This is a genomic window from Acinetobacter sp. CIP 53.82 (genome assembly GCF_000369465.1).
Classification (GTDB): domain Bacteria; phylum Pseudomonadota; class Gammaproteobacteria; order Pseudomonadales; family Moraxellaceae; genus Acinetobacter; species Acinetobacter indicus.
Map to the genome: position 1 here is coordinate 1 of NZ_KB850039.1, position 12,497 is coordinate 12,497.

Here is a 12,497-nt window from a genome sequence, read left to right on the forward strand (position 1 = left end):
CCTAGAAAACATAGATCTCATAGTGAAAAACAGAAAACAGCTCAAAAAACGCAAATGAGAGCGAAATAAAGAGGTATTTTGACTTTAGATAGATGCATAGAGCGAGTGTCTACGAGCGAACTATCAAAATTTGCGCCTAGACCCTCTGAAAAACATTTTTTTTCTCTTTAGTCTAAGAAAGCATAAGTTTCATGCAGAAATTTGCTCCTGGACCGAGCGTAGCGAGTAAAAAAGTTTTATGAGCGAAGCGAATTCCGAGTTGCTTTTGCTTTTTATCTTAATATTCATATATCTATGATGAAGCCATGATACTCTGCGATATAAAAAACCGGCTTGAGAATAGACCGGTCTTTTATGATATTTGCTAAAATGCTCTTTTAAAATATAAAAAACTAAGCGTGTGTAGCACTGGGTCTAGGTGTTCTTTGAGCTTAGTTATTAGCGTTATTTAAATAAGTATAAGTCAATTTTTACCTAATGGATTTGCTTTTCAACTAGTTCCAATTTCTTTAATGCTTGCCCTTTTTTATGATCATTATCAATCTTTACAACTAGAGCTAAAATAAAAACCATCACTATAAAAACAAGGAAAATCAAATGCTTTTTCATCATTAATCCCTTCTTTTGATCTTTAAGAATGCCTTGCTCCTTTGTAAATAGATATGACATAAGGGAAGCACTGATACAAGCCTTTTTAAATGACTTTAGCAACTCGATAAACAGTTGCAACTCCACAATTCACTGCTTTGGCAATTTCTTCCTTAGTCATATTGCCAGCTGCTAGCAATTCTTTTATTCGTTTGTGCTTAGCCTCATTGGCTTTCTTACCTGTTGGCTTGTAACCCGAACGTGCCAGGCCCTGCTTAATACGTTCTATACGTTTCTCATTGTCCAGGCGGGCCATTGTTGCCAGGAGATCAATCAACATATTATTGATGAGTTCCAGGATTGAATGAGTAATGCTGTCACTGGTTTGAATCATTTGGTAGGTAGTAGGAAGATCCGCTACGACTAAACGAAGTCCCTTCTCCTGGATCCTGCGCTTCAGCTCTTGAAAATCCTGTTGGGTTAGGCGTGATAATCGGTCAATACTTTCAACTAACAAGGTGTCACCTTGATTTGCTTCTGACAGTAGCTTATTCAATTCAGGTCGGTCTAACTTCGTACCACTATAGTTTTCCACGTACACAATGGTTTCGCCCAAATTCAAGTTTTGGTTTAGATCCTGAAGAATCTGCAAAGCCCTTTCTGCATCTTGATCTTTAGTTGAAGCTCGTAGATAAATACGTGTATTCATTTCTATCATTTAATCTTAATTCTATTAGATTAATGATAATACTATCATTTAATTATTGCACTAAGTCTAATGATAGATATTGTATGCGATTTGGCTCGCTATCATTCAGCTATAGTGCAATGATAGTGTTTCTTGAGGCTCGTACGTGAATGAAATTATTTTTTATGGGTAGTTCTGCTCTTTAATTTACGTAGAACCAAGCAAAACGAAAAAAACCGCCTGATCCAGCAGGCGGTTTTAATATTTAATAGAGTAATGGTTGCAAGATTTGCGTGAGCTGAATTAAGTCTGCTAGCAAGCTAATAGCTTGTAGAATCAATTTCAGTGAAATCATATTCATGCCTTACCTCCTCTCTGTCTGTGAGAAGGCAATGACAAATTCCGGTTGTGTTCAACGGTGTTTTCGACTTTAATATCAATTTATATACCTCATCGTTGTCTTCTCTGGCCTCGATAACGCCTCAATTTATCTCTCGAGTTGTGGAAGATGAGAGAAGTAAATTAAGGCTCCATACTCATTAAGTTATCTCTCGAATTGTGGAAGATGAGAGGGGTAACTTAATGATATTCTCAGTGCTGTCTGACAACAGAATCAACACCTTATTTTGGCAAGATACGGGAAAATATAGGGTAGATCAATATTGACTTTTTATGAAAAAATTTTCGTATTTAGACAAAAAGTTTAGGGAAAGAACTCCCCCAATTTCTGTGTACTCGTAACTACTTATACAATAAGAATTTTATTTTAAAATCAAAGAAATATAGTTTATTTATCGACAACTTTGTGGATAAGTTTATGTATCAGTCAGATCATGACTATCTCTAAAATAGTTCTTATCTACCCTATTAGTGTAACTTCATGACTTTAATCGAGTACCGCACGTATTACACGGCCAAACAAGCCACGGCGTTTAGGTTCAGGCTGTGATACCGGATTAGTTGTCCTGGGCTCCTCCATAGTCTGATCTGAGGCCACTTGCGCTATTGGCTGATCGGCTTCTGTACTTTCTTCTTTCTGTTCTGGTTTTGGCGCTCCCCAAAGTAGCTGTAGCGAGTAAATTTGATCATCTTTTGCTTTCAACTGCTCACGCTGGAACTGTTCGCGCTCTTGAGCCAGATCAAGCTGCTTTTTAAGTATGTCTACCTGTTGTTGCAGTATGTCAACTTCTGCCGACTTTTGTGCCGCCCGGGACTGTAACGTGACGTTCTGTGTGCTTCGCTGTGATGGCTCACCAAAGACTCTTATAGCCTCGGCAAGATCAATCTTACCGTCACTGTTTTTGCTCAGATCGCCTTTATTTATACGCTTATAGATGCTTTGGCGGTTCATACCATACAGCTTTGCCAGCTCAATGACCGATAGTGCCTTCATATTGTTTTTTTCACTGTCTACTCAATGTTCAGGTTACATTAACGTGACATGTACCGCTAGAAAAGTTTTCCACCATCAATGATGGAAAACTTAATTTGGCTTACTTTCGACCTGACTTATCTTCATTTAATATTGTTGGCGAATATCCATTCCCTACATTACTTTCATTCACATTTCTTAAGGGTCTAGGCTGATAATCCGGCATAGGTTTTTTTACTGGCTCCTTTGGAAGAACTTGATCCTTCGGGGTCGTCACGTTATAGCTCCATATTTCAAAATAAAAATCATTACTAGATAAACCAATAATGTAACAACCGATAACTTCAAAAAAAAGAGACTCTTATTTAAAGGGTCTACCTTACATTGATTTATTTTTTTCTCTGCATTATCAATCGCATGCTTGTAATCATCTGCAAGAGCAATATACATCTCACTTTGAGACTTTGAAGAAACCCAGTCTCTAACTTCATCATCAACAGCTATTTTTCCTATAGAGGAGAAATTAGAAGCCGTGACCAAAAACCACCAAGAAAGGAATGTAAAAGACAATAAAAGTAAAAGAATTAAGATAAGTAAGATCTTTAAACCATTAGATAATTCTGTAAAAAGCTCATCTGAAAAAGAAGTAGTAGAAAAAGCTACAATACCAGCAAGCAAAATATTTACGATAGCAATTAAACGCCCGATTTTTTCATCAAGACGATTAGCCCTCAAAAGTTCATCCCGATATTCATCATGTGCAACTTTAAAGTAAAGTTTAGAACACTCTAAAAAGTCCTCATCGCGTTCCAAATCATTATTAGTAAGACCCACAAAAAATCCCCTCGAGATTAAAAACAGAAGGCTGTTATCTGATAAGGCTATTGTCCCACCCCTAACCAACGTCGGACAGTCTTACGGTCGACCTCCAGTTGTTTTGCTATCTGGGTATTGTTCATGCCGTTAGCTTTCAGCTGTATTGCCTGTTCACGCTTTACTGAATAAGCCAATCCTTTGGCTTTACCACCCTTTGCTCCGCGCACTGCTTGTACGGCGCTGAACTCTCCATAGCTAAAACGCTGCCACACCCACTTAGCAATGCTCTTTGCTGTCGCTTTTACTTCGCTATAAGGTAAGGGTTGTTCAAACCCGCTGTTAATCGCTTCTATTTGCGCTCTGACGGCCTTTTCCCACTCAAGGCTAGTGTTATGGTGCATATAGTCTCTAATGGCCTTATACGCCCAATGACGGCCCTTCTCGAACATTGTAACGTTACGTCCTAAGCCGACAACTTCGAGCTTCTTCGGAATCCGCTTAGGTAGGTCAACAAAGTCCGCTAGGTAGTCCAGGGAATAAGCCCGCTCTGTCCAGAACGTGGTTCGCCATTGAGGATGTAAGGGGTTCTTGGTAATGAGGTGAGAATAGTTGCGATCTGCCCCCATTTTGAGCGCATAGGCATAGTAAACCGCCTGGGCATACTTGATTGCCTTAATGCTGGAAAAGTCGCTGGTACAAAGCGGTATCTCCAGCTTGTAGCAATGATGGCTATGACCATTAACAGGGTTTTGAGTAGTCCAAAAGGGTTTAGGTAAACCGGCATCAAACCAGGATAAAGCGGCATCTTCTTTGTCATCGTCAAAGACAAAGTAAATTGTGGTCAGGGGAGGATTTATCTGAATGTAGGGCTTTTTAACCGCGATGGATTTAGTACGGATGAGCATGTAGCCAGGCTTCTCATCCATGCAATATGGTTTATTTGGTAGACTCTCGAATAGATCGAGTTGCTGCTGTGTCCCCAATTCCGTTCTAAATTTAGTCAGTGTCGAGTGACTTTTTGTATAATTCATGGGTTTACACTTTAGTAAACCGCCTTTTGTTCTTTGCATATACTAAATTTGTGGTATATGATTATAACAAACACAAGACGGATTCATCTCCTTATTGTTGTTAAAGATACGAGCCTCGATTGATTCCATTCCGCCAAGTTTGAAAATCATCGGGGCTTTCTTTTGTAAGAATATAACTAATCAACAAAAAATTTCAATCAATAAAACTATATAAAATAATAAATTATCAAGATAGTTACGTAAGTTGCGCAAGTTAAATAATCTTATTATTTATAAACTATTGATCTAAATAGAAAACTTTATATAATGAATTTTAAATAAGTTACGTAAGTTAAATAATCAAGATGATAATTTTAGTTGGTGGTGAAAAAGGAGGGTCCGGTAAAAGTTGCCTCGCCCAAAATTTAGCTGTGTATTTACAAGCGAAAAAGAGAGATATTTTATTATTGGATGCTGATCCACAAGGTACTACTACTGATTGGATTAAAGAACGTGATGACAACAATAAAGTAGAAAGTATTCCTTCAGTACAAGCTGCTGGGAATATCCGTCAAATATTATTAGACCTGTCTAAACGCTATCAAGACATTATTATCGATGCAGGTGGTCAAGATTCTGAGGCTTTACGTTCAGCAATGACTATTGCAACTCATATGTTATTGCCATTTCGTCCTAAAAGACGTGATCTAAAAACATTGGTTCATGTTGAAAAGTTGATCCGATTAGCCAAAGCTGTAAATCCAGAGCTTTATACTCGAGCAGTTATTACTCAATGTCCAACTTTACCAAGTCAGTTTCAAAGAATATTAGACGCTAAAGAAGCATGTGAATCTTTTGATTTGATTCCACTTAACAATTTTACGTGTAATCGAAATATCTATGATGATGCTGATGAAAATGGATTATCTGTCTTTGAAATGTCATCTGATGAAAAAGCTAAACAAGAAATTGAACAAATTGCTAAAGAGTTTTTAGGAGATCTTTAATGGCACTTAAAGGCTTAAAAAAATCTGAGCAAAGTTTAAACGAAGAAAAAATCGAGGACTTTATTCAGGGTGCACCCAAACGTGTTAAGAAAATAGAGCCAACACAGCAAACTTATAAAAGATACACCTTCTCTTTAACTGAAGATGTCAATCATCAAATAGATACTCTTTTGGTAAATTGTAGAGTTGCTAAGGCCAATCGTTCTATCATTTTAAAAGCTGCTATTAGTCAACTAGAAAAACTATCTGCTGAAGAACTGCAAAAAATCGTATTAGATAAAATTAAGTAACTTACGCAAGTTACTTAATTTACATAAGTTAATGCTTTAAATTTTTATTAAATAAACTTTTGAAATATTGCTTACTTATCGATCGTGGAACATGAAAGATTGATAAAACAGCCTAAGAGAGCGTGCTTAGACTGTTTTTACAGATATAAGGCATTGTTTTAAAATGGTTTTTACAAAACGTTTCGTATAAGGTGTATTATGTTAATTTTAGAAAATCTTAAATTTTAATTACTTACTAGGTTTGATATAATTGAGAATAATAATTAATTACTTTTATGTTTTTTATGTTTTTTATGTTCAAAGGTAAAAGCTTCGATAACTTTCTAAAATTATCAACCTACATGTTTTGGTTGTTAACTATGTGGTCTATAGGTATGGCGCTATATAATAAATATATGGGCTATTCTGAAAATATAGATATGGGACCTACCTTCACTTTTATGTTTTTTGCATTCTTTTCTAAATATCAATATGCAATCCAGTATTGGCTTAGTCAGCTAGAAACTATCAATACACAAGAACGAACTAGACAACTCAAAACAGACTCTGATCAAAGTAATTCAAAAATATAAAAGATATCTGTATGCAGAAATTATTTAATTCTCAAATTAGCCCATTTTCATTTTTTGAATATATAGGGTTACTTACTTGTGGCACTGTTCTTGCCAACTATTTTTTAGATAAGCCATTAATTAATATTGGGGTTTTTTCCATTTATTGTTTAATCGGTTTTTTCCTGTCAATTTTAAAGTTTTATATAAATTATAAAAAATTTAAACCTCAGAAAAGAGTCGAAAATGAACAAAAAAGCTAAATTGATCATTCTTATAATAAGTTTACCGGTTGTATACGGTCTTGGATATTTTATATATATCAATATAGCTACAGGAAAGCCTTTCTTAGGTGTGATACCAGAAATGTTGCTATATTTAATTCCTGCATATTTTATTACTAGCATTCTTATTGAGCTTTTGATAGTTGAAGCACCTAATAAGCAAATAAAAAGGGCTCTTCTTAAGGCCTCATTACTTCTGTGCTTTTTTATATTATTTGGTGTGACTTATTGGGCTTTTAATAAGTACATAATTCTTGCGAATCAGTTAGAACATACTTTCATAGCAGAAAATGCACATCTTCTTTTCCTAATGTTAGCAATATTTTTGGGCATTAAATTTTCTCAAAAATTAGATTCAAAATGAATACATTTAAGATTTATGTACTTTTAAAAATAGGCATTTCATGAGCAATAAATTCAAGTGGATATTTTTGTATGGTGGATTGGGGTGGGGTATACCATTTGCATGCATCATGTATGTTATTCGAGAAATTGAAGGTAAGTCGATGGCCTTTGGTTCACTTCCTGTGTTTCTTATCATCTGTATCCTTTTTGGAATGTCTTTTGGAGCTATAAATTTCAAATATCTATCAAAAAATAAATATGAAAAATTAAATCTTAGATTTGAAAAATTATCTCAAGTCTTATTAGCTTGGATAGTCATCTATAGTATATATGGCCTAATCATCAGGTTTTTATTAGTTCCCCTAAATTACAACGAAACTATTGGTGCTAATATTTTTGGTTGGATTGTCTGGGCTATTGTTTTATATACATCTTTCAAAATTTTTGAAAATAATAAAACATCTGATAAATCTATTTAACATAATGGTGATTATACGAAGTACACTTGTATATTAATTTAAATATCAACTACTTAATAAAAATATAAAAATCCAAAAATGAGCAAAAAGCCGATTTTGAAACAAGTCGGCTTTTTATTAAGCAAAGTTGTAACTTTTAGCCAATAAATCTGAGTGAAAATTACGCTTTTCAACTTGAGTAATACAATTTTGTGATACATTATTGTATATACAAATTTGAATGTTTTTTATGGAACAGTATTTCGAATGGGATGAGGCAAAGAATCGAAAGAATCAGAAAAAGCATGATGTCTCTTTCGAAACGGCAAGCCTTGTTTTTGAAGATCCATTACGGATCTCAATCCAAGACAGATATACTAATGGTGAAGAACGTTGGCAAACCATTGGACGAGTTAAAGGCGTACTAATGTTATTGGTGGCTCACACCATTTTTGATGAAGATGACTGTGAAATCATCCGAATCATTAGTGCAAGGCAAGTCACTAAAGCGGAGCGAAACAAATATGAGCATGGTTAGATACTCACACAAAGAGCTGAATGAGAAATTTGGTGAGAAGCAAGATGCTGAAATTCAACGCTTGCTTGCTAAAGGCACGGTTCCTGATGATCAGCTAGATCTATCAGATATTCCTGAAATTACAGACTGGAGCAATGCTGTACGCCAAAATCAATTTTACCGCCCAGTAAAGCAACAAACTTCAATTCGGTTAGATGCTGATGTACTTGCTTGGTTCAAAGCACAAGGCAAAGGTTATCAAACACGTATGAATGAAATTTTACGAGATGCTATGCTAAAAGAATTAAAAAATCATCAATAAGAATGGGAGCTTAGGCTCCCATTTTTGACTTCATTTTTAGGGGGGATTACCATTCAAAAATTTAAATAGTAGATTTTATAAATTTTTAAGTGTTATATTATAATATAACATTAAATTTGGTTGTTTTATGCTAAATAAAAGTAAACTATTTTTAGCTTTAATTACTTTAGGGGCCTCGAAAATTTTATTGGCAGCTGAAGGGCCTGTTACTACCTTAAATACAATAGTATTAACTGCACAATCTGATGAGTTAGGGTCTGAGCTGTTAGGCAAAAGTCTAAATGTTAGTAATCAGTTTATTGATACTAGTAAACTTAAACAGCGTTCGACAACTCTAGGGGATGCCTTGGGTACGGAATTAGGAATTCATTCTAATCAATATGGAGGTGGAGCATCTACTCCTATTATTCGTGGGCAGGAAGGAAAACGTATTAAAGTTTTACAGAATAATGCTGACGTGTTGGATATGTCTAATATGTCTCCAGATCACGCTGTCACAGTTGAACCAAGTTTAGCTAAGTCTATTGAAATTATACGTGGTGCAAGTACCCTTTTGTATAGTTCAAATAGTGCGGCAGGGGTAGTCAATGTCATTGACTATAAAATTCCAACCCAAATGCCTCAAGACGGATTAGAGGGTAATACTACATTACGTTTTAATACTGGCAGTAATGAGAAGTTGACCACAGCAGGTGTAACAGTTGGCTTAAGCCCACATGTAGCTTTACGGGCAGAAGGGTTATATCGTAATGCTGGTAACTATAAAACTCCTCATTACCAGTCTAGCTCTTATAATTCTTTAGAAGATCTTGAAAACCAAAACAGTATTTATAAAAATTTAAAATATTTACCAGAAAGCTGGGCAGAGTCGAGAGTAGGTACGCTTGGATTATCCTGGATAGACGATAATACTTATTTAGGAGTTTCTTATACACATCGTCATGATGAATATGGTTTACCAGCCCATAGCCATTTATATGAAGGTTGTGGTGCCTCTGCAATCGGTATCGATTCACGAATTAGTGGATTAAAAAATTATCTTTTATATTATCCTCAATTGATGGATGAGCAAGATATTAATTACATAAATCCACGTCCTGATTGTCATCAGCATAATCATATTCATGAAACTAATTTCTCTCATAATGCTCCTTATATTGATTTAAATACTCGACGTTATGATGTGCGTGGAGAATTCACTCAACCATTTACCGGTATTGACAAAATTCGTACCTCATTGAGTTATATAGATTATTTTCACAATGAACTCGAGGGAGATAAGATTACTAACTTTTTTAAAAATACAGGAAAAGTAGGCCGCATAGAGTTATCACATCAGCCATTAGGGGAATTAACCGGTATCTTGGGGCTACAATATTTGGAACAGGATAATAGTGCTTTATCACCAGTCCATTCTCAAGAAGGCCATACCACCTATCTAGATAATCAGCAGCTATTAAATCGAAATGTCACTAAAAACTTTAGTGTATTTGGCCTAGAAAAATATAACTGGAACGACTTTACTTTCGAACTAGGTGCTCGTATAGAAAAGCAGAAAGTTAGTATGGATTATGATATAGAAAAAATTAAAGATTCAATGAAACCTTGGCCTAATAAATATAACAGTCCTTATGTAGAAAAAAATAATAAAATCAGGGCTCAAAATTTAAAATCTATTTTAGAAGCTGTTCAACCTAACAAAGAAACAGCTTTTTCTTATGCAGGTACAGTCCACTGGAGATTTGCTCCAAATTATATCTTATCATTAACAGGTACACATCAAGAAAGATTACCTAATGCACAAGAAATGTATACTCATGGTATGCATCTCGCTACTAATTCTTTTGAAATAGGTAACCGCTTTCTAAGAAAAGAGAAATCCAATAATTTAGAAATCAGTCTGGCCTATAAGGATGATTTACTTGATTATCAAATCAGTACTTACTATTATGATTTTGATAACTATATATATTTACAGACACTCAATGAAGTTTTAGGAACTACAAAAGTTAGAGATCAGCATACACTACGTATTAATCATTATAGCCAGTCTGCTGCTAATTTTTATGGATTAGAGGGCAACATAGGGTATCAATTTAATTCTGTTTATCACGGCTCTCTTTTTGGAGATTATGTGAAAGGCCGTTTAACAAATTTACCTGATGCTGTAATTGCATACGATATCTGGAATAGAGAACCGACTTTAGCTCCCCAAAAGGATCGTTACACTCCTAGATTACCTCCTGCTCGTTTGGGTACACGACTAAAAGCTGATTTTGATGAATCGCTTAAAGGTGAAATAGAATATTATCGAGTCTTTAAACAAGATAATATTTCTAAATTTGAGCAGGTTACATCAGGTTATAATATGCTTAATATGACTTTAGCATATAAAAATAAGCTATCTCACACAGAATATGATTTATTCTTTAAAGCGAATAATTTACTTGATCAGAAAGTCTATGCCCATGAAACATTTTTGCCATATATTCCCCAAATTGGAAGAAATTTTAGTTTAGGCTTAAATCTTAATTTCTAGATAAGATACTGTAATCTTCTAAGAAAATTTCTTAGAAGATTTTTCTTATAAAATGATTAGATTAATAATTAAGGTAAGCGTCCGCTGAATCCCATACCTATTTTTTAATTCGATTTAGGTTTCCAGCAGTGTGGCAGTAACTCTTCAATCTGGGTCACTTTATGTGTCGGCAGCCTTTTCAGCACTGAATAGCCACCGATTTTGTAGACACCTTTTAGCTAGATAAAAAGCAATTTTTTTGATCTTTAAAGAATGAGGATATAAGCTGTTTAAAACTTAATTCTAATTGGTTAATAGGTGAAAAATGAAATTAGCAGAAGCTCTCTTACTTCGAAGTGATCAACAAAAAAAAATTATTTCACTAAAACAACGTATCAATGCAAATGTATTGGTACAAGATGGTGATCAACCATCTGAAGATCCAAATGAACTACTAAAACAAGTATTTTCTTTAATTCAAGAATTTCAAAAATTAAGTTATGCAATTCATGAAACTAATGCTTTAACAAAATTAAATGATGGCCGTTCTCTACTTGCTTTATTGACTTTGCGTGATGAATTTGTAGAACAGCACAAAACCCTAACTGCAGCAATAAGTAATACATCTCGTGAATCTGATCGTTATAGTACGCGGGAAATAAAGTGGCATAAAGTTATTCCAGTTTCATCATTACAAAAACAAGCTGATGATATTAGTCTTAAATTACGTGATTTAAACGTGTTAATTCAGTCGACTAATTGGAAAATTGATTTGATTGAAGCCTAATAGTCCTTTAGATATAATCAAGTTGAACATACTGGGCGAGTACAAGATCCCTTACTTCCACAACATAGGATTGTAAATAAAGTGTAGTGGCTTGCAAAGCAAGTGGATAAGCTTAAAATTTTAAGTACAAATCAATCCATCACTTGGCATAACTCAAATCTTTGTGCAAACAAAGTTACACGTTACTTATAACTACCATGTACTGACAGTATGTTCACCTCAATTACTAAAAATAAAGAAATGAGCAAGCATCAGCTCAACTACATTTCTATTTTTAATTCAGTTCGGCATTTAACATAAAATCTCTTATGCGAAGCCCAAGTTAATCCTGGGCTTTTTGTTCAATCTCATCATTGGCCGCAAACATGCCTGGATTAGTGAGCTTAATATTTTCCTGACAACTTCTACAAAGCATTAAGCCTGCAAAAAGCTGTACATTCTGTCCATTTCCACAAAGCGTACATGGTTTTGAAATTTGAATAATATTGTCCAAAATTAAGATTCCTTAGAAAAGTTTTGTTCCGCATAATTAGCGGCCTTAGCTTGCATACTTCTAATTTCATCTTTAGAAGCACCATTTTTCATTAACAGCCATAAAAGCATCATGTAAGTACTACTAAAATCTTCATAGTATTTTTCAGAAAAATTATTATCTTCCTCAAAATCATCTATTCGCTTTTCTAATCGATTCACCAGATCCTCAATACGATCGGCTTGCTGTTTAACAGCAATAGATTGAAAATCATTGGTCAAAATTTTACTGAATAATTTACTGGTTCTGATTCCTTCTGAATTAGCCAATTGATCGTAGAATTCTGCTACTTGTGGATCTAACCTGACTGCATAAGTTTTGACTTTTTCGCCCATAAATTACACCTCTTATTAAAATTAGATTTTGTACAAAATTAAATATATATAATTCAACTAATTAAATAAAAAATAAT

The 12,497-nt window shown here is 34.5% G+C and carries 14 protein-coding genes; 8 read left to right on the plus strand and 6 right to left on the minus strand.

What is annotated here, in order from left to right:
• Positions 1–694: 694 nt before the first annotated feature.
• From F905_RS00090 to F905_RS00105, 4 genes are all read right to left on the minus strand, one after another.
• Positions 695–1,306, minus strand: a complete 612-nt coding sequence (locus tag F905_RS00090; RefSeq protein ID WP_004641910.1) for a recombinase family protein — start codon at positions 1,304–1,306, stop codon at positions 695–697.
• An 856-nt stretch (positions 1,307–2,162) separates the two neighbouring features.
• Positions 2,163–2,669, minus strand: a complete 507-nt coding sequence (locus tag F905_RS00095) for a plasmid replication DNA-binding protein (RefSeq protein WP_005174592.1) — start codon at positions 2,667–2,669, stop codon at positions 2,163–2,165.
• Positions 2,670–2,921: 252 nt separating this feature from the next.
• Positions 2,922–3,482 (minus strand): hypothetical protein, encoded by a 561-nt coding sequence (locus F905_RS00100; RefSeq protein WP_005174595.1) that lies wholly within the window; start codon positions 3,480–3,482, stop codon positions 2,922–2,924.
• Positions 3,483–3,529: 47 nt separating this feature from the next.
• Positions 3,530–4,495: a replication initiation protein gene (locus tag F905_RS00105; protein ID WP_034597285.1), complete on the minus strand. Its 966-nt coding sequence runs from the start codon at positions 4,493–4,495 to the stop codon at positions 3,530–3,532.
• Positions 4,496–4,839: 344 nt separating this feature from the next.
• Here F905_RS00105 and F905_RS00110 point away from each other — a divergent pair, with 344 nt between their 5' ends.
• The 8 genes from F905_RS00110 to F905_RS00150 all read left to right on the plus strand — a co-directional run bounded on the left by F905_RS00110 (position 4,840) and on the right by F905_RS00150 (position 11,553).
• On the plus strand, positions 4,840–5,481 hold the full coding sequence (locus F905_RS00110; protein WP_004728244.1) for an AAA family ATPase: 642 nt from the start codon (positions 4,840–4,842) through the stop codon (positions 5,479–5,481).
• Positions 5,481–5,771 carry a hypothetical protein gene (locus tag F905_RS00115; protein WP_005174600.1) on the plus strand — a complete coding sequence of 97 codons (291 nt, stop codon included), beginning with the start codon at positions 5,481–5,483 and terminating at the stop codon, positions 5,769–5,771. The genes F905_RS00110 and F905_RS00115 overlap by 1 nt, the downstream gene beginning before the upstream one ends.
• Positions 5,772–6,568: 797 nt before the next feature.
• Complete coding sequence (locus F905_RS00125) at positions 6,569–6,970, plus strand: hypothetical protein (RefSeq protein WP_005174608.1); 402 nt, start codon at positions 6,569–6,571, stop codon at positions 6,968–6,970.
• 40 nt (positions 6,971–7,010) lie between these two features.
• Positions 7,011–7,430, plus strand: coding sequence for a hypothetical protein (locus F905_RS15560; RefSeq protein WP_005174612.1), 420 nt, complete (start codon positions 7,011–7,013; stop codon positions 7,428–7,430).
• Between the two features lie 229 nt (positions 7,431–7,659).
• Entirely contained in the window at positions 7,660–7,947 is a 288-nt protein-coding gene (locus tag F905_RS00135) for a BrnT family toxin (protein ID WP_005174615.1), read from the plus strand.
• A complete protein-coding gene (locus F905_RS00140) occupies positions 7,934–8,248 on the plus strand; it encodes a BrnA antitoxin family protein (RefSeq protein WP_001983304.1) in 315 nt (104 codons plus the stop codon). Before F905_RS00135 ends, F905_RS00140 begins: the two co-directional genes overlap by 14 nt.
• Positions 8,249–8,375: 127 nt before the next feature.
• Positions 8,376–10,787 (plus strand): TonB-dependent receptor ZnuD2, encoded by a 2,412-nt coding sequence (gene znuD2 / locus F905_RS00145; protein ID WP_000932953.1) that lies wholly within the window; start codon positions 8,376–8,378, stop codon positions 10,785–10,787.
• A 304-nt stretch (positions 10,788–11,091) separates the two neighbouring features.
• Positions 11,092–11,553: a DIP1984 family protein gene (locus F905_RS00150; RefSeq protein ID WP_000761346.1), complete on the plus strand. Its 462-nt coding sequence runs from the start codon at positions 11,092–11,094 to the stop codon at positions 11,551–11,553.
• A 322-nt stretch (positions 11,554–11,875) separates the two neighbouring features.
• Here F905_RS00150 and F905_RS15460 read toward each other — a convergent pair whose 3' ends face one another.
• Together F905_RS15460 and F905_RS00155 are read right to left on the minus strand one after the other, a co-directional pair.
• Complete coding sequence (locus F905_RS15460; protein WP_002067611.1) at positions 11,876–12,046, minus strand: hypothetical protein; 171 nt, start codon at positions 12,044–12,046, stop codon at positions 11,876–11,878.
• Between the two features lie 2 nt (positions 12,047–12,048).
• Positions 12,049–12,420, minus strand: a complete 372-nt coding sequence (locus tag F905_RS00155; protein ID WP_005174618.1) for a hypothetical protein — start codon at positions 12,418–12,420, stop codon at positions 12,049–12,051.
• Positions 12,421–12,497: the final 77 nt, after the last annotated feature.

Excerpts from the sequence above, each read along its gene's own strand:
- F905_RS00110 (WP_004728244.1), top strand. The coding sequence starts at position 4,840 with ATGATAATTTTAGTTGGTGGTGAAAAAGGAGGGTCCGGTAAAAGTTGC.
- F905_RS00135 (WP_005174615.1), top strand. The coding sequence starts at position 7,660 with ATGGAACAGTATTTCGAATGGGATGAGGCAAAGAATCGAAAGAATCAG.
- F905_RS00140 (WP_001983304.1), top strand. The coding sequence starts at position 7,934 with ATGAGCATGGTTAGATACTCACACAAAGAGCTGAATGAGAAATTTGGT.
- F905_RS00105 (WP_034597285.1), bottom strand. The coding sequence starts at position 4,495 with ATGAATTATACAAAAAGTCACTCGACACTGACTAAATTTAGAACGGAA.
- F905_RS00095 (WP_005174592.1), bottom strand. The coding sequence starts at position 2,669 with ATGAAGGCACTATCGGTCATTGAGCTGGCAAAGCTGTATGGTATGAAC.
- znuD2 (WP_000932953.1), top strand. The coding sequence starts at position 8,376 with ATGCTAAATAAAAGTAAACTATTTTTAGCTTTAATTACTTTAGGGGCC.
- F905_RS00150 (WP_000761346.1), top strand. The coding sequence starts at position 11,092 with ATGAAATTAGCAGAAGCTCTCTTACTTCGAAGTGATCAACAAAAAAAA.
- F905_RS00155 (WP_005174618.1), bottom strand. The coding sequence starts at position 12,420 with ATGGGCGAAAAAGTCAAAACTTATGCAGTCAGGTTAGATCCACAAGTA.
- F905_RS00115 (WP_005174600.1), top strand. The coding sequence starts at position 5,481 with ATGGCACTTAAAGGCTTAAAAAAATCTGAGCAAAGTTTAAACGAAGAA.
- F905_RS15560 (WP_005174612.1), top strand. The coding sequence starts at position 7,011 with ATGAGCAATAAATTCAAGTGGATATTTTTGTATGGTGGATTGGGGTGG.
- F905_RS00125 (WP_005174608.1), top strand. The coding sequence starts at position 6,569 with ATGAACAAAAAAGCTAAATTGATCATTCTTATAATAAGTTTACCGGTT.
- F905_RS00090 (WP_004641910.1), bottom strand. The coding sequence starts at position 1,306 with ATGATAGAAATGAATACACGTATTTATCTACGAGCTTCAACTAAAGAT.